This window comes from Propionimicrobium lymphophilum DSM 4903, assembly GCF_000423485.1.
In the GTDB taxonomy this organism is placed as follows: domain Bacteria; phylum Actinomycetota; class Actinomycetes; order Propionibacteriales; family Propionibacteriaceae; genus Propionimicrobium; species Propionimicrobium lymphophilum.
Genome location: NZ_KE384026.1, coordinates 1 through 15758 on the forward strand (window position 1 = coordinate 1; position 15758 = coordinate 15758).

The 15758-nt window shown below is 56.5% G+C and carries 13 protein-coding genes; 7 read left to right on the forward strand and 6 right to left on the reverse strand.

Going from position 1 to position 15758, the window contains the following annotated elements:
* Positions 1-127: 127 nt before the first annotated feature.
* The 6 genes from fabF to G556_RS0107535 form a co-directional block, all read right to left on the reverse strand.
* Positions 128-1375 (reverse strand): beta-ketoacyl-ACP synthase II, encoded by a 1248-nt coding sequence (gene fabF / locus G556_RS0107510; RefSeq protein WP_028822331.1) that lies wholly within the window; start codon positions 1373-1375, stop codon positions 128-130.
* A 76-nt stretch (positions 1376-1451) separates the two neighbouring features.
* On the reverse strand, positions 1452-1697 hold the full coding sequence (locus G556_RS0107515; protein ID WP_016455729.1) for an acyl carrier protein: 246 nt from the start codon (positions 1695-1697) through the stop codon (positions 1452-1454).
* Between the two features lie 40 nt (positions 1698-1737).
* Positions 1738-2730, reverse strand: a complete 993-nt coding sequence (locus G556_RS0107520) for a beta-ketoacyl-ACP synthase III (protein ID WP_024110611.1) — start codon at positions 2728-2730, stop codon at positions 1738-1740.
* Positions 2731-2740: 10 nt separating this feature from the next.
* Positions 2741-3649, reverse strand: coding sequence for an ACP S-malonyltransferase (locus tag G556_RS0107525; protein WP_028822332.1), 909 nt, complete (start codon positions 3647-3649; stop codon positions 2741-2743).
* Between the two features lie 107 nt (positions 3650-3756).
* Positions 3757-4929 (reverse strand): PucR family transcriptional regulator, encoded by a 1173-nt coding sequence (locus G556_RS0107530; RefSeq protein ID WP_028822333.1) that lies wholly within the window; start codon positions 4927-4929, stop codon positions 3757-3759.
* Positions 4930-5031: 102 nt separating this feature from the next.
* On the reverse strand, positions 5032-6105 hold the full coding sequence (locus G556_RS0107535) for a sugar kinase (RefSeq protein WP_016455733.1): 1074 nt from the start codon (positions 6103-6105) through the stop codon (positions 5032-5034).
* A 224-nt stretch (positions 6106-6329) separates the two neighbouring features.
* Between G556_RS0107535 and aceE the strand changes: the two genes are divergently transcribed.
* From aceE to ilvA, 7 genes are all read left to right on the forward strand, one after another.
* Entirely contained in the window at positions 6330-9080 is a 2751-nt protein-coding gene (aceE, locus tag G556_RS0107540) for a pyruvate dehydrogenase (acetyl-transferring), homodimeric type (protein ID WP_028822334.1), read from the forward strand.
* Positions 9081-9194: 114 nt separating this feature from the next.
* Positions 9195-9674 (forward strand): DUF3052 domain-containing protein, encoded by a 480-nt coding sequence (locus G556_RS0107545; protein ID WP_081636643.1) that lies wholly within the window; start codon positions 9195-9197, stop codon positions 9672-9674.
* 114 nt (positions 9675-9788) lie between these two features.
* The gene (locus G556_RS0107550; protein WP_016455736.1) at positions 9789-10238 is read left to right on the forward strand and encodes an Hsp20/alpha crystallin family protein; all 450 of its coding nucleotides are present in this window, start codon (positions 9789-9791) and stop codon (positions 10236-10238) included.
* Between the two features lie 128 nt (positions 10239-10366).
* Positions 10367-12151: a methionine--tRNA ligase gene (gene metG / locus G556_RS0107555; protein WP_036916234.1), complete on the forward strand. Its 1785-nt coding sequence runs from the start codon at positions 10367-10369 to the stop codon at positions 12149-12151.
* An 88-nt stretch (positions 12152-12239) separates the two neighbouring features.
* Positions 12240-13634: an FUSC family protein gene (locus tag G556_RS10645; RefSeq protein ID WP_051176792.1), complete on the forward strand. Its 1395-nt coding sequence runs from the start codon at positions 12240-12242 to the stop codon at positions 13632-13634.
* A 13-nt stretch (positions 13635-13647) separates the two neighbouring features.
* On the forward strand, positions 13648-14442 hold the full coding sequence (locus G556_RS0107565) for an aldo/keto reductase (protein ID WP_028822337.1): 795 nt from the start codon (positions 13648-13650) through the stop codon (positions 14440-14442).
* Positions 14439-15692, forward strand: coding sequence for a threonine ammonia-lyase IlvA (ilvA, locus tag G556_RS0107570; RefSeq protein ID WP_028822338.1), 1254 nt, complete (start codon positions 14439-14441; stop codon positions 15690-15692). The genes G556_RS0107565 and ilvA overlap by 4 nt, the downstream gene beginning before the upstream one ends.
* The last annotated feature ends 66 nt before the right edge of the window (positions 15693-15758 follow it).

Genomic DNA, 15758 nt, shown 5'->3' on the forward strand with positions numbered 1-15758 from the left:
CTGACTATAAGACAAAGCAGCATTCTTGCGCATAAAGATACTCCCCGAAAGAAGGAACCAAATTAACCAGTCCAACTTTCGGGGAGCACTTCAATTATTTTTCGGGCCGGCACTTTTATTTAAGTTATTAGTTGACGTTTTCGTTCGTAACGGCGATCGCCACGTTGTGGCCGCCGAATCCGAACGAGTTGTTTAGCGCAGCCAACTTACCCTCGGCAGGAAGCCGCTTCTTCTCGTTAGCGACGATCTGAACGGGCAGATCCGGCTCGAGATTTTCGATGTTGATCGTCGGCGGAATAACGCGATCGTGTAGCGCCATGACGGTTGCGAAGGTCTCGAGCGCGCCAGCTGCGCCAAGCAGGTGGCCGGTCATCGATTTGGTGCTTGTCACCAAAACGTCCTTGGCTGCGTCCCCGAGCGCGGAGCTGATGGACTTTGCCTCGGTGGTGTCGCCCTGAGGAGTTGACGTGCCGTGGGCGTTAACATGCTTAATCTCGCTGGGATGAAGGTTTGCGTCTGCAAGTGCGCGCTTCATCGCAAGTTCCTGTCCGTATCCACTTGGATCCGGCTGAACGAGATCATGAGAGTCTGCGCTGATGCCAGAACCAGCAAGCGTGCCGTAGATTTTTGCGCCACGGGCCTGTGCAGATTCGAGCCGCTCTAGCACCATGATGGTCGCGCCCTCGCCAAGCACGAAACCGTCACGGTCGACGTCCCACGGCCGCGATGCGGTTTCGGGGGAGTCGTTTCGCTTGCTTAGTGCCTGCATCTGCGAGAACGAAACGATTGGCAGGGGATTGATCACCGCCTCTGTGCCGCCGACGAGAACTAGGTCGGCGCGGTTTAGTCTGAGCATGTCGATGCCTTGGCTGATCGCCTCGTTGCCGGATGCACATGCGGAAACCGCAGTGTGAACTCCCGCGCGGGCGCCGATCATCAGACCGATGTGGGCCGCAGGAGCGTTCGCCATCAGGCCTGGTACGGTGAACGGGCTAACCCTTCGGATGCCCTTGCTGTGCATGACATCCCACTGTTCGAGAGTGGTCGTCAGGCCGCCTATGCCGGTGCCAACGCACACGCCCGTACGATCTTTCTCGTAAGGATTGTTTTCCGCAAGACCACTGTCTTCCCAGGCCTGGGACGCAGCCGCGATCGCAAGTTGGCTTACTCGGTCTAGCCTGCGCGCCTCAACACGGCTGATCCACGGGGATAGGTCTGTGGTGACTTCGCCGGCGATTCTCACGCTCAGCTCTTCCGCCCAGTCGTATTCAAGAAGGTGCACGCCAGAGCGACCCGCCAGCATGTTCGTCCAGGTGGACTCGGCATCGTCACCTATCGGTGTCAGAGCACCAAAACCTGTTATGACTATGGTCATTCAAGCTCCTACTGCATAGTTTTTGCCTGCCTGGCGAAAAGTCAGGCAGGCTATTTCGACGCTTTGCTGCCGTTATTTAGGCTTGCGCGTCAGCGATGAAGTTAACCGCATCTCCGACGGTCTTCAGGTTCTTTGCCTCTTCGTCAGGAATGGAGACGCCGAACTTTTCCTCGGCCGCGTAGATGATCTCGACCATAGTCAGAGAGTCAACGTCGAGGTCGCCAGTGAAAGACTTGTCCATCTGAACCTCGGAGGTATCCACGCCGGAAACCTCGTTGACGACCTCAGCCAGCTTTGCCAGGATTTCATCCTTGTTAGCCATTTCTTTTCTCCTTATTTATGTTGAGTATTTGTTAGCTCAATTATGGCAGTTTAACTACCTGCCCGGCGTAAGCCAGGCCAGCTCCGTAACCAATAAGTAGCGCGTACTGACCGCTCTTAGCCTCTCCGGATTCCAACAGGGCCTCCATCGCTAGCGGAACCGAGGCGGCGGACGTGTTGCCCATCTGCTTGATATCTCGGCTAACCACCACTGATTCAGGAAGCTTTAAACGCCTCAGCATAGCGTCGGTGATCCGGTTGTTTGCCTGATGGGGGATGAAAACATCCAGCTCTTCGGGGCTAAGACCGGAGTCTTCGAGAATTTTTGTTGCCTCTTCGGCGATGAAGGTGACTGCCCACTTGTAAACGGCTCGGCCCTCCATGGCCAGCTTCGGTTTGGCTGCACCCTCGTCCCAAGCCTTAGACCAGTCCTCGATGTCGATCACTGCGGCCTGATCGCCGTCGGAGCCCCAACGGGTTGGGCTGATCGCGGGTTCGTCGCTTTGGCCGATGACTGCAGCGCCAGCACCGTCGCCGAAGAGGAAAGCGGTGCCACGGTCTTCGAAGTTCGTGATGGTTGAGAGAGTCTCTACGCCGATGATCAAAACGTTTTTGCAGATTCCGGAGCGCACCATGGAATCGGCCTGGCCGACCATGTAGCAGAATCCGGCGCAGCCTGCGCAGATGTCGTAAGCGGCGGGGGCGTCAAGGCCCAGCTCTGCTGCAACGAGCACTGCAAGCGAAGGGAACTGTTTGTAGTTAGATACGGTCGCGACGATCAATCCGTCGATCTCGGACTTTTCTATGCCTGCGCGTCCGATCGCCTTATTCGCAGCCTGAACCGCCATGAAAAGAGGAGTCTCTTCCTCGGTAGCCCAGCGACGCTCGCTGATGCCAGTTCGCTGCTGGATCCACTCGTCTGAGGAATCGATGATCGTGCACATTTCTGCGTTATCAACAACTCGACTGCCTCGGTAGCCCGCGACGCTGAGCATCCGCGAGTACGGAATCGGCTTAGAAACCTTGAGTGTCATATTGTTCCTATCAGTTGCCCTTGTGCTCGGCGCAGAATGCCCGTGCCTCATCGAGCTGATCCGGGGTGTTTAGGTCGAAGCGCTCGACTTTCATGTTCCGCTTTGCGATCCCGGTCAGGGTTTTCGCGGGAGTCAGCTCTAACAGCCCCGTAACGCCCAACTGCGTCATCGTTTCCATGCACAAATCCCAGCGCACAGGAGTAGTCACTTGCCCGACCAACCGATTCAGATAGTCCTGTCCATCGGATACGACCTGGCCATCCTTGTTGCTGAGCAGCTTGACGGTGGCGGGGTGCGGGGTGATCTTTTTCGCCAATGCGGCGAGCCTATCTACCGCACTGGACATGAACTCGGTGTGGAAAGCTCCAGCGACTTTAAGTGGAACAACGCGAGTGCGAGCAGGCGGGTTTTCTTTTAGTTTTTCGAGCGCGCTCAATGCGCCAGCAGCCACGATCTGACCTTTGCCGTTGTGATTCGCAGGGGTCAGTCCGAGCTCCTCGATGCGGGCCAGAACCTCTTCCGCTTTGCCGGCCAGAATCGCCGACATACCGGACGGTGTAGCTGCGGCGGCCTCGGCCATTGCGCGGCCGCGCTCGGTGACGAAACGAATCGCGTCGTCGCGGTCCAGGACGCCAGCAATGCCAGCCGCGCCGATCTCGCCAACGCTGTGGCCAGCCGTGACGTCTGGTGTAACGCCCAGTTCGTCGGCCACCAACAGTGCCGCGGCAACAAGCAGCGGTTGAGCGATTGACGTGTCTTTGATGGTCTCTTCGTCGGCCTCAATGCCGAAATGGGCGAGGTCAAGCTCGGCGGCCTCAGATAGTTCCGCTAAACCATTAGCGAAACTATCGAGGGCGAGCCAGTCGGCCAAGAAACCTGGTTTTTGGGCTCCTTGTCCCGGAGCAACTATTGCAAGCACGTAATAAGTTTCTCCTAAACTTTTGCTTAAAGTAATTAAGCAATAATACTAATTCTAATTACTAACCTTGTGGAGTTCTTACAAATTAATTCGCTTCAACGACTGATTTATTTGTCGTTTGTAGCCAATCTTCCCACTGCTATGGCCAAACGGAGTACGTAGGATTCTCTCGCCGAACTAGGGTTGCAACCGGTCACTTCGCTGATCCTTTTGAGCCGGTATCGGACTGTGTTCGCGTGCACGAATAGCGCCCTGGCGCTCGCCTCGACCGAACCGTAGTTATCGAGGAAAGTTGTGCAGGTGGCAAGCAGGTCGCCCCCTGCCTGGATAAGCGGACGGTATATGTCCTTGGCCAGTTGCTGTTTGGCTTTCTGGTCACCGGCCAACAGCCTCTCCGGAAGTAGCTCCCTGGATCGAACCACCCTTGGTCCTTCTATCCAGGCAATCGATGCATTTGAACCGGAAAGCGCCTCTTTTGCGGACTCGTCGGCGTGTTCGATCCCATCAACTCGTGGACCGATCGTGATTATTCCCGGGCCAAACCAGTCAGACAGCCCCATGATCGTGCGCTCCGCCAGCGACTGACCCTCGCAGTTATTGTCCGAAAGGACGACTATCAAACGGTCACCGTGCGTTGCGGCAAGAATCTCTTGACCAAGCTGTCTGGCTGCGTGCCTGATTCCTTCGAGGTCCGGCTCGGGTGGGGTAGGGCCAACCGCGACAGACACCTGGCCGCCAGTCCAACCCAAGGCAGAGGCGCGCGATAGCAATGCGTCGACGGAATCGCCGCGCACGATTGCGTCGACAACCAGAGCCTCGATTCTTTCGTCCCACTTGCCTCTGCGCTCGGCAGCCCTCGCGTATACCTGCGCGGAGGCGAACGCCACTTCGCGGGAATAATAGAGAACAGCTTGACCCATGACCTGCTTGTCCTCATCGCTCATCCGGGCGTTGATCTGGGTCTCGACCACCTCGATGGTGGTGCGAATCATGTCTACCGTCTGGTTTAACGAGATTTTCCTAGTCAGGGCTCGGGGTGCAGCGTTAAACAGGTTTGCGGGGTCGACGTCGCTGCGATCTGCGAACCAGTTGATGAAGCTCTCGATTCCGTTGGTGGCGACCACGCGGACCCACGAGCGTTCCTCAGCGCCAAGTTGATTGAACCAGTCGTGCCGTTTTGTGATTTCCGAGACCACCGCGGTCGTCATCGTGCCGGCAAGCGACTGAAGCTGTTTAACTAGCCTGCGACGGCTCTCGTCAGGCAATCTCGCAAAGGCCATATTCTCCTTCTTAGAACTTAGGCCGCCAGTTTAGTGTGCTTAAAAGGCAGGTGGCCGGTTTTCTAACAATCAAGAAAAACCGGCCATCAGAAATATGGACAATTAACGCTTGACCCGAGCGTTGCCTTCCCAGATAGCCCAGATCTGCTCCTCGTCTGCAGGCACCGCGTAGTCGGTCAAGAAAGTGGTGGTCAACGCGCCCGATGCCCAGCCAAACTGCAGGCATTTCTCCGGTTCCCAGCCCTTGATCAAACCGTAAAGGATGCCGCCCACGGTGGAGTCGCCGCCGCCGATCCTGTCCAGCACTCCAATGTCGCGAGGCTCTGCGACGAAGAACTCGCCGCCAGCCCACAGAATTGCTCCCCACAGGTGATGGTTAACGTTCACGACTTCTCGAAGCGTGTTGGCAAACACTTCGACGTTGGGGAAGGCCTCGTGGGCGTTTTGGATCATGGCCTTGAATGCGTCGATCTTTTCGGCAATGCCTTTACCTCCGGCCTCCGGACCTTCAAGACCCAAGCAAAGTTGGTAGTCCTCTTCGTTTCCGATGAGGATCGAGCAGCTATTGGCTATCTCCGTAAAACCATCTCGAAGTTCTTGCTCGCGGCCCTTCCAGAAGGATGCGCGATGGTTCAGGTCGAAGCTGACAGCCGTGCCGTATTCCTTTGCCTTGTGGGCAATATCGAGGCAGAACTGAAGTGTCTGCGGGCTGAGCGCCGCGATAAGGCCGGACATGTGAACAATCTTCGCGCCCTCTTCACCGAAGATGCGATCTAAGTCGAAGTCTTTGGCGTTTAGTTGCAGGCCGACCTCGCCGGATCGGTCGTTCCAGACGCGAGCTCCACGGTTCCCGTATCCGGAGTCGGCGATGTTGAACTGGTGACGGTTACCCCAGGCGTCATTTTGCGGCAGATCCGGGCCTTCATAGTCCATGAACCTGGCGCGTAGATTCGACTTGATGAACTGAGAAATCGGACTGCCTTCGACAAAATTTGTGAGGATCTTGACGGGTTGACCGAGGTAACTGGAAATAGCTCCGACATTAGATTCTGCTGACGTGGCGGTCATCGTGAAATGCGTTGACGACTGCACCGGCTGCTGATTGTCCGGGGTGAGGCGAACCCCCATGCTCGTCGGAATTACTAGTGACCACTTGGCGTCTTTACGAAGCTCCATTTCAATAGGCCTTTCTTCAGTTTGGCTTACAAGACGAACATATCCACCTGCTTGTCGGAAGTGTGAGCTGTTGCAGTAATAAGGCATTCATTTTTTACTTTCTAAAAAAATAATTCTTGCCTGCTGAAAATAGTTGGTTCCTTAGGTCAAGATGGAAGTGTGAAAAAGTCGCCTGTCCTGTCGTCGCGGCGAAGCGGCGGCCGGAAAGATGAAAGGACGCTAGCGTGATACCTCGCCAGAAACCTGGCCCACTCCTAAATGGGCAGCCAACTAACCTGCCTGATACAAACCCTGAAGAGACCGCTGAGTGGACTGAATCTCTCGACGGGCTGATCGAAACTCAGGGTGTGAACCGTGCCCGCTACATCATCTTGAAGTTGAACGAGCACGCGCGTCAGAGCCAGATAAACGTGCCCTCTTTGGTCTCATCGGACTTCGTGAACACCATCCCGGTTGAGAATGAGGTGCCGTATCCCGGCAATGTGGAGTATGAAAGCGACATCCGCCACTGGCTGCGCTGGAACGCCGCAGTTCTGGTTCACCGCCAGCAGCGTCCGGGCGTCGGCGTCGGCGGCCACATCTCCAGCTATGCGGCGCAGACCACCCTCTACGAAGTTGGTCTGCAGCATTTCTGGCGCGGCAAGGATCATCCGGGCGGCGGCGACCAGGTTTACTTCCAAGGCCACTCCGCTCCGGGTCAATACGCCCGCGCATACCTAGAGGGACGGCTGACCGAGCGCGATCTCGATGGCTTCCGCCAAGAGCACAGCCGTCCGCGAAAGGGCAGGGGTCTGCCGAGCTATCCGCATCCGCACCAGATGCGGGACTTCTGGGAATTCCCGACTGTGTCCATGGGCATCGGCCCCATCAACGCGGTTTATCAGGCTGCGTTCAACAAATACCTTGAGAATCGCGGTATCAAGGACACCAGCGACCAACACGTCTGGGCATTCCTGGGCGACGGCGAGATGGATGAGCCGGAGGCTCGCGGCGCGCTTCAGATGGCAGCAAATCAGGGCCTGGATAACCTGACGTTCGTCGTCAACTGCAACCTGCAGCGCCTTGACGGCCCGGTTCGCGGCAATGGCAAGATCATCCAAGAGCTGGAGGCCTTCTTCCGTGGCGCCGGCTGGAACGTCATCAAGCTGATTTGGGGTTCTGGCTGGGACAAGCTGCTGCAAAACGACACTGAGGGTGCGCTCGTCAAAGTTATGAACGAGACTCGCGACGGTGACTACCAGACCTTCAAGGCCAACGACGGCGCTTACGTGCGCGAACACTTTTTCGGTCGCGATCCGCGCACGCTGAAGATGGTCGAGGACTGGTCAGACGACGATATTTGGGCGCTGCGTCGCGGTGGTCACGACTACGTCAAGATCTTCAACGCTTACAAGTCGGCGATGGAGTTCGTCGGTGCTCCGACCGTCATCCTGGCGCACACGATTAAGGGCTACTTCCTTGGCACGCATTTCGCCGGACGAAACGCCACCCACCAGATGAAGAAGCTAGCGGCAGATGACCTCAAGGGGCTTCGCGATCGCTGCAAGATCCCGATCAGTGACGAGGTGCTCGAAGAAAATCCGTATCTGCCGCCGTACTACAAGCCGGATAACAACCATCCGGCGATGAAGTACCTGTTTGAGCGTCGACGCGAACTGGGCGGTTTCCTGCCCGAGCGTCGCGAGAATCACGGTCGCAAGATCAAGCTTCCCGAAGACAAGCTCTACGCGTCCTCTCGTAAGGGTTCCGGCAAGCAGAAGGTTGCAACCACCATGGCTTTTGTGCGTTTGGTGAAGGACCTTCTGCGCGACAAGAACGTCGCGCCGTATATCGTGCCGATCATCCCCGACGAGGCGCGCACGTTCGGCATGGACTCGTTCTTCCCGACCATCAAGATCTACAACCCGAACGGTCAGCAGTACACGCCTGTCGATCATGACCTGATGCTCAGCTACCGCGAGGCTACAAACGGGCAGATCTTCCACGTCGGAATTAACGAAGCGGGCGCCACGGCCGCGTTCACAGCAGCTGGCACGAGCTATGCGACTCACGGCGAACCGATGATTCCGATCTACATTTTCTACTCGATGTTCGGATATCAGCGCACCGGAGACATGATGTGGGCTGCCGCGGACCAACTGGCGCGCGGTTTCTACATCGGAGCGACGGCAGGCAAGACGACGCTTACCGGCGAGGGCCTACAGCACATGGACGGCCACTCTCATATGCTGACGCTCACGAACGAGGGCATCGTCAGCTACGACCCGGCGTATGGATACGAGATCAGCTACATCGTTCAGGACGGTCTGCGCCGGATGTACGGCGAGAATCCTGAAGATATCTCGTATTACATAACGATGTACAACGAGCCGATGGTTCAGCCGCCGGCGCCCGAAAACGTCGATGTCGAGGGAATCCTCAAGGGCATCCACCTGATCAGCGAGGGCAGCATGGATGGCGTCAACCCGGACGCCAGGCGCGCCCAGATCCTGGCCTCGGGTGTTGGCGTCCCGTGGGCTCTCGAGGCACAGAGACTGCTGAAGGATGATTGGGGAGTCGTCGCAGACGTGTGGAGCGTAACTAGCTGGAACGAGCTTCGTCGCGACGGTCAGCGTGCCGACGATCACAACTGGCAGCATCCGGAAGAAGCTCCGCAGAAGGCCTACGTCACGTCCAAGCTGGAGGGGCGTCCTGGCCCGTTCATCGCGGTGAGCGACTTTATGCGTGCGGTTCAAGATCAGATCCGCGAGTGGGTGCCCGGCGACTACTACACGCTGGGTGCGGACGGTTTTGGTTTCTCCGATACTCGCGAAGCAGCCCGCCGTCACCTGCACATTGACGCCCCATCCATCGCTGTGCGCACCCTCAACGCGCTTGCGAGGCGCGGCGAGGTTCCGATGCAGTGGGCCATTGATGCCGCGAATCGGTATCAAATTAATGATGCCAACGCGGTAGCGGTGGAAGACTTCGAATAGTCAAATAATCGATTCGGCTCGGCTCCCGGCTAAGACTGGGGGCCGAGCCGTTTTTCGTTTTCGGGCCAGTGGTGCGTGCGTTAGGCGATTAATTCTGGCATTCTTGTGTTTGTTATGAACACGGAGAGTGGAGGAAAGGTGCCGACCGTCCGTCAAGGACAAACTGGTCAGGGCGCGAAAACCCTGAAAGATAAAAAAACCACCGATTCGGTGGCGGACCTTCTTGGCCTGAAGCCAGGAATGGTCGTGCAGGAGCTCGGCTGGGACGAGGATGTCGACGAGGACCTGCGTGAAGAAATCATGGATGCCATTGACGACGATTTGATCGAAGACGCCTACGAGGCCGTCGACGTCGTCCTGCTGTGGCTTCGCGATGACACCGATGCAACCGATGGTCTAGTCGACGCGCTTCGTGATCTGAGCGACGAGGGATACATCTGGCTGATGACCCCGAGGATTGGCCGCGACGGATTCATCGAGCAGGTGGATCTGAGTGAGGCTGCTGATACCGCTGGGGTTGCTCTGACTAAGAGCGTTGAAGTCAGTCCGGACTGGGCTGCTTGCAAGGTGGTTACGCCCAAAGGTAGGCGCTAAAAACTTTTTCAAAAAAGTTGAGTCTATTTAACTCAACTTTGGAATAAGTTCTCCTGGACATTGGTTATATCCGGTGTAAGGGCGACGAGCCCAAGAGAATTATCAGGAGGAAAAATGAGCACCACAGTTTACAACCCGTTCCGTGAAATGGATCGTTGGTTCAACCAGATGAACCGCACCAGCACGGATCGTGTAATGCCTATGGATCTGTTGCGTGATGGCAACGAGTTCATCGTCAAGATGGATCTTCCTGGCGTCGATCCGGATTCCATCGACATCGACGTTGACGATCGCACCTTGACCGTTCGAGCAGAGCGTAAGCAGCACGAAATGACCACGAACGATGAAAAGAATCAGTGGATGAGCCGCGAACGCAGCTACGGCAGTTATGCACGTCAGCTGACGCTGGGCACCGGTCTAGATCTTTCCGGCATCGCAGCTGATTACACCGATGGCGTTTTGACCATCACGATTCCTGTTGCGGAGGAGGCCAAGCCGCGCAAGATCAAGGTTGCCACAAATTCGGCTTCCACCCAGATCGAATCGGGCGAGGCAGACAAGTAATTCAACAAAAAATGGCCGTCACCTTTTGGTGGCGGCCATTTTAGGTTTCTAGATGCTGTTGGTTATCCGAATCGTCACAGGCATCTGCCTTGTGGCGTAAAAATCTTACTATGTCTTAAACTGTAGGCATGTCACGTATTCTCGCTACTGCAGCCTGGCCGTATGCAAACGGCCCCCGCCACATTGGTCACGTATCCGGATTCGGTGTTCCGTCCGATGTCTTTGCTCGATTCATGCGAATGCGTGGCGACGAGGTGCTCTTCGTCTCCGGCTCCGATGAGCACGGCACGGCGATCCAGGTTAAGGCCGACGCCGAGGGCATGACTGCGCAGCAGACTGCCGATAAATACCACCGCATCTTGGTCGAGGATCTGCATTCGCTCGGCCTGTCCTATGACTTTTACACGCGCACGACCACTCAGAATCACACTAAGGTCGTGCAGGAGATGTTCACCGCTCTCTACGAAAACGGCTACATCACCAAGCAGACCCAGATGGGCGCGTTCCAGGTTTCCACGGGACGCACGCTGCCGGACCGCTACGTCGAAGGCACCTGTCCGTTCTGTAAGTTTGAGTTCGCCCGTGGTGATCAGTGCGACAACTGTGGCCGCCAGCTAGATCCGATCGATCTGGTCAATCCGCGTTCCAAGATCGACGGCTCGATTCCTGATTTCCACGAGACGACCCACTTCTTCCTCGATCTGCCAGCGTTGGCAGGAGAGCTAATGGAGTGGCTGGACACCCGTACTGATTGGCGTCCTAACGTCCTTAACTTCAGCTACAATTTTGCTAAGGAAATCAAGCCTCGCGCTATCACCCGAGACCTCGACTGGGGTATCAAGATTCCTGTCGAAGGCTGGGAATCTGAAGACATGAAGCGCATCTACGTTTGGTTCGACGCCGTGATCGGCTACCTTTCGGCGGCCATCGAATGGGCGAACCGCATTGGCGAGCCCGAGCGCTGGCGGGATTGGTGGAACGATCCGGAAACCCAGATCTACATGTTCATGGGTAAGGACAACATCGTCTTCCACTCGGTGATTTTCCCTTCGATGATTCTAGGCGCCAACGGTGAGGGTTCAAAGGGCGGCAAGGTCTCGGAAAAGCTGGGTAAGCTGAATCTGCCGACCGAGGTCGTCAGCTCCGAGTTCCTAACGATGAAGGGGGCGAAGGTCGACACCTCTCATGGTCACGTGATTTATGTTTCCGACTTCCTTCGTGATTTCGGCCCGGACTCGCTGCGCTACTACATCGCGGTGGCCGGCCCCGAGCAGCGTGATACAGACTTCACTTGGGACGAGTTCGTCCGTCGCAACAACCAAGAGCTTGCTAACGAGTGGGGCAATCTAGTGAACCGTTCCATCTCGATGGCGTTCAAGAACAACGGCGAGATCCCTGAGCCCAAGGAGCTCGAGCAGATCGATAAGGCGCTGTTGGATACCAGCCTTCGCGCCTTCGACACCGTTGCTGAGCTGTTAACTCAGTGCAAGTTCAAGCAGGCGATCAGCGAGGTCATGCGCGTAGTTAGCGCCGCTAATGTTTATCTTTCGACCACCGAGCCTTGGAAGCTTAAGGAAGACACCGACAGGCGCGACACTCTTCTGCACACCGCGCTGCAGGTGGTTTCAGACGCGAACACCATGCTCACCCCGTTCCTGCCGCATTCCGCCCAGAAGATTTTCGAGATGCTCGGTGGCAGTGGACAGTGGTCTTCGATGCCTCAGATCAAGGAAGTCAGCGAGCCAGGCGGCGACCCGTATCCAGTCCTGACTGGTAACTACGCGGACGATCTAGCAACCTGGCAGCGTCACGAGATAAAGGTGGGCACACCGCTTTCGAAGCCGACTCCGCTATTCACCAAGCTGGACACGAAGCTCGGCGAAACCGGCCCGGAGTGGGCTCCTATCAACTAAATTTGTAAATAGCTTTTACCCCCGCAAGTTGTATTTTGCGGGGGTAAAAACATATTAGGGGACTAAAAAGATTTAGATTGGTGTCATCGTGAAGCTGCCGGATCTACAAGTTTTTTTGCGCTATCGCTTGCGCAAGATCTGGCCTGGTCTTCCCAGCACGTGGGTCGGGCTGCGTCGTTCGGTAGGTGACGCTGCGGTCGACGTTGCCAGGCTCACAACAGGCAGCGTGCTTGCCTACATGCTCACTGTTTGGCTGCTGCCACCTCCGGTCGATTTAACCGGCGCTCTTACCGCATTGCTAGTCATTCAGGCGAGTCTGCGTGGCTCATTCCAGATGGGGCTCGTGCGGGTTGGCGCCGTGCTAACAGGAATCCTGACGGCCCTTTTCGTTGCAACATTCGTCGGTCTTCACTGGTGGTCGTTGGCCATCGTCGTCTTTGTTTCGCTGATGCTGGCCAGGGTTTTGCGGCTTGGGGATCAGACTCTCGAGACTCCCATCAGCGCCATGCTTATTCTCGGTTCGATGGCGGCGACTGAGACGACCGCTTACTTGCGGTTCACGAACACCCTGGTCGGAACTGCTGTGGGCATCATTCTTCCGTTGCTCTGGCCACGCAGGGTTCGAACTGCTGATCTGACGACAAAACTCGACGTCATCGGGGACCGACTTTCGCAGACGCTGCGTTCCGCTGCCAACCGGTTAAAGATGCATCCGGTGAATAAAACTGCAGCGCATAACTGGGTGCTGGCCAATCGTCAGATCATGCCGATCGCGGTTACCGCTAGGGCGAGATTGGATGAGGCTGCGGAAGTCGCGAAGTTCAACACGCTTCAGCTGTATAGGGCCGACGTTGTTCCGCTGCTTCGCTATGGGCTGGATTGTCTGGAGCGGGTAAACATCACAATCCTTCAAATCTGGCGGGGCATGGAGGAGAAGGCGCCCACCAATCCCACTCCCGACGACGGATACGGCGATGATGTCAGGCAGGCTTTTTCAGATGTTTTGGACGACACCGCAGACGTCGTCGATTATTTCGTCAAACTGATCAATGCGGAAGCGGACGGAAACACTGCGCAGGCGGAAAGCGACCTAAGCATGGCTCTCGAACACGCCAGGGCAATGCACCAAGAGTTGCTCAACGCAATGATGGTTGATCCGCAGGAGAGCGCGCTTTGGACGCTTAGAGGATCAATTCTCGGCAATATCGAGAGAGTGCTAGCCGAGATGGACCTGGATAGGTACATAGGTGTTCGTGATCGGTGGCGAGCCTCTCAGCTCGGCCGTTCGCTGCCTAGCGGAAATATTGGCCCTAAATTGCGGACCCCGCGTGCGGTAATAGCTCACCACAGGCTGCAAAAGAGGGCAGCCGCGGCACGCCTTGAGCATCCGGAAGGCAGTCACGAAGTCAGCCACGATGACACCACTGTCGTGATGAATATTCCGCCCGCAAATGAGACAAAACCCGAAGACGAAGATGACTAGTTAGACTGGAAGAGTGAATATTCCACAGTTTGGTTTTGGTACGTACAAGATTTCTCAAGAAGATGCCTACGATGCCGTTCGTAGCGCGCTGGAGATTGGCTACCGCCACATCGACACTGCTCAGATGTACGGCAACGAGGCAGAGGTTGGTAAGGCCATCGCCGACAGCGGAATTGACCGCAGCGAGATTTTTCTGACCACCAAGCTCGATAACCCCAATCACGAGCCACAGGCGGCCCGTGACTCTTTCGCTTTGAGCCTAGAAAAACTTGAGGTTGATTACGTGGATCTATTCCTGATCCACTGGCCAATGGCGAAAACAACCGATTACGTCGAGACTTGGCGCACGCTGATTGAATTCAAAGATGATGGTCGGGCCAAAAACATCGGTGTTTCGAACTTTCAGCCCGATCATCTGCATGCCATCATCAGCCAGACCGGTATGACCCCAGCGGTGAACCAGATCGAGTTGCACCCTTATCTGCAGCAGCATGGGTTGGTCGAGTATCAGGACGAGCACGGCATTGCCACAGAGTCATGGTCGCCGTTGGCACGTGGAAAGGTTCTTGACGATCCGGTTCTTAAGGAGATCGCCGAAGAAACCGGTGCCAGCACGGCTCAGGTCGTTATCGCCTGGCACCTGCACAAGGGCTACATCGTGTTCCCGAAGTCCGCTCATCGCGAGCGCATGATTGAGAACTTCGAAGCACAAAAACTACAGCTGTCGGACGATCAGATGAAGCGCATCGATTCCCTCGATCGCAACGTCAGGGTCGGATCTCACCCGGACGATATGGAACTTAAGTGAAAACAAATCTCGACGCTACGGCCGTTGAAGAGGCCGCAGCAAGGCTTGAGGGTATCGTAAAACACACTCCTCTCCAGCCCAATCCCAGGCTCAGCGAGATGACCGGCGCGAATGTATATCTCAAGAGGGAAGATCTGCAGCCGGTGCGCTCCTATAAGTTGCGTGGTGCATACAACACCATTAGCCAGCTGAGTGACGACGAACGTGCCAAGGGTGTGATCTGCGCCTCTGCAGGTAACCACGGTCAGGGTGTCGCCTTTTCGTGTGCGCAGCTGGGCGTGAAGGGCAGAATCTTTTGCCCGACTACTACGCCTAGGCAGAAACGCGATCGAATGAACGCTCTTGGCGGAGAGTGGGTAGAGCTTGTCTTCGTCGGCAACTCTTACGACGAGGCAGCCGCCGCAGCAGCTCAAGAGGCTGAGGCAACCGGGGCAGTCCAGGTGCACGCCTTCGACGCAGAGACCACCATCGCTGGTCAAGGAACTGTCGCTAAAGAAATCGTCGACCAGCTTGGTGGCGAGGCGCCGGACGTCCTGCTCGTGCCGGTCGGTGGCGGCGGACTGCTTTCCGGCTGTCTGACCTGGATGCGTCAGAGGTTCCCGCAAACCCGTGTTATCGGCGTCGAGCCCACGGGCGCTGCCAGCATGCAGGCTGGTCTTTGGGCGGGTCACCCTGTGCGGCTAGACAATATCGACACTTTCGCAGACGGCGTAGCGGTTGCTCAAGCCGGCGAAAATACGTTGAGTATCATTCAGCGAATGGGCTGCGAGTGGGCAACCGTCCGCGAGGGCCAGATTTGTTCAGAAATGCTTGACATGTATCAGGTGGACGGAGTCATCGCAGAGCCCGCGGGCGCGCTCGCCTCCGCGGCACTTCGTTCACAGGTCCAAGTCGAGCCCGGTGAAACTGTCGTTGCAGTCGTATCGGGTGGAAACAACGACGTCTCAAGGTATGCGGAGGTGCTGGAGAGGTCGCTGGTATTTGAAGACCGCAAGCACTATTTCCTGGTCACCTTCCCGCAGGAACCTGGCGCACTGCTTCGCTTCCTGAAGGACGTGCTTGGCCCCGACGACGACATCACGCTTTTTGAATACACCAAGCGCAACAACCGTGAGACAGGTCCGGCGCTAGTCGGCATCGAGTTAGGTGACCCGGCGACCATGCCCGACTTGATGGAGCGAATCAGCAAGTCCAGCATCCCTGCCGAACCGCTCGATCCGGAGAGTCCCGCTTATCGTTTTCTGATTTAGCTTCGCAGGCGTTCCTTCCATCACTTGAACAGTGGTGGTTGTATGGATGTTTAGTGCCGCAATATT

Excerpts from the sequence above, each read along its gene's own strand:
- metG (WP_036916234.1), top strand. The coding sequence starts at position 10,367 with ATGTCACGTATTCTCGCTACTGCAGCCTGGCCGTATGCAAACGGCCCC.
- fabF (WP_028822331.1), bottom strand. The coding sequence starts at position 1,375 with ATGACCATAGTCATAACAGGTTTTGGTGCTCTGACACCGATAGGTGAC.
- G556_RS0107530 (WP_028822333.1), bottom strand. The coding sequence starts at position 4,929 with ATGGCCTTTGCGAGATTGCCTGACGAGAGCCGTCGCAGGCTAGTTAAA.
- G556_RS0107535 (WP_016455733.1), bottom strand. The coding sequence starts at position 6,105 with ATGGAGCTTCGTAAAGACGCCAAGTGGTCACTAGTAATTCCGACGAGC.
- G556_RS0107545 (WP_081636643.1), top strand. The coding sequence starts at position 9,195 with ATGAACACGGAGAGTGGAGGAAAGGTGCCGACCGTCCGTCAAGGACAA.
- G556_RS0107520 (WP_024110611.1), bottom strand. The coding sequence starts at position 2,730 with ATGACACTCAAGGTTTCTAAGCCGATTCCGTACTCGCGGATGCTCAGC.
- G556_RS0107550 (WP_016455736.1), top strand. The coding sequence starts at position 9,789 with ATGAGCACCACAGTTTACAACCCGTTCCGTGAAATGGATCGTTGGTTC.
- G556_RS0107515 (WP_016455729.1), bottom strand. The coding sequence starts at position 1,697 with ATGGCTAACAAGGATGAAATCCTGGCAAAGCTGGCTGAGGTCGTCAAC.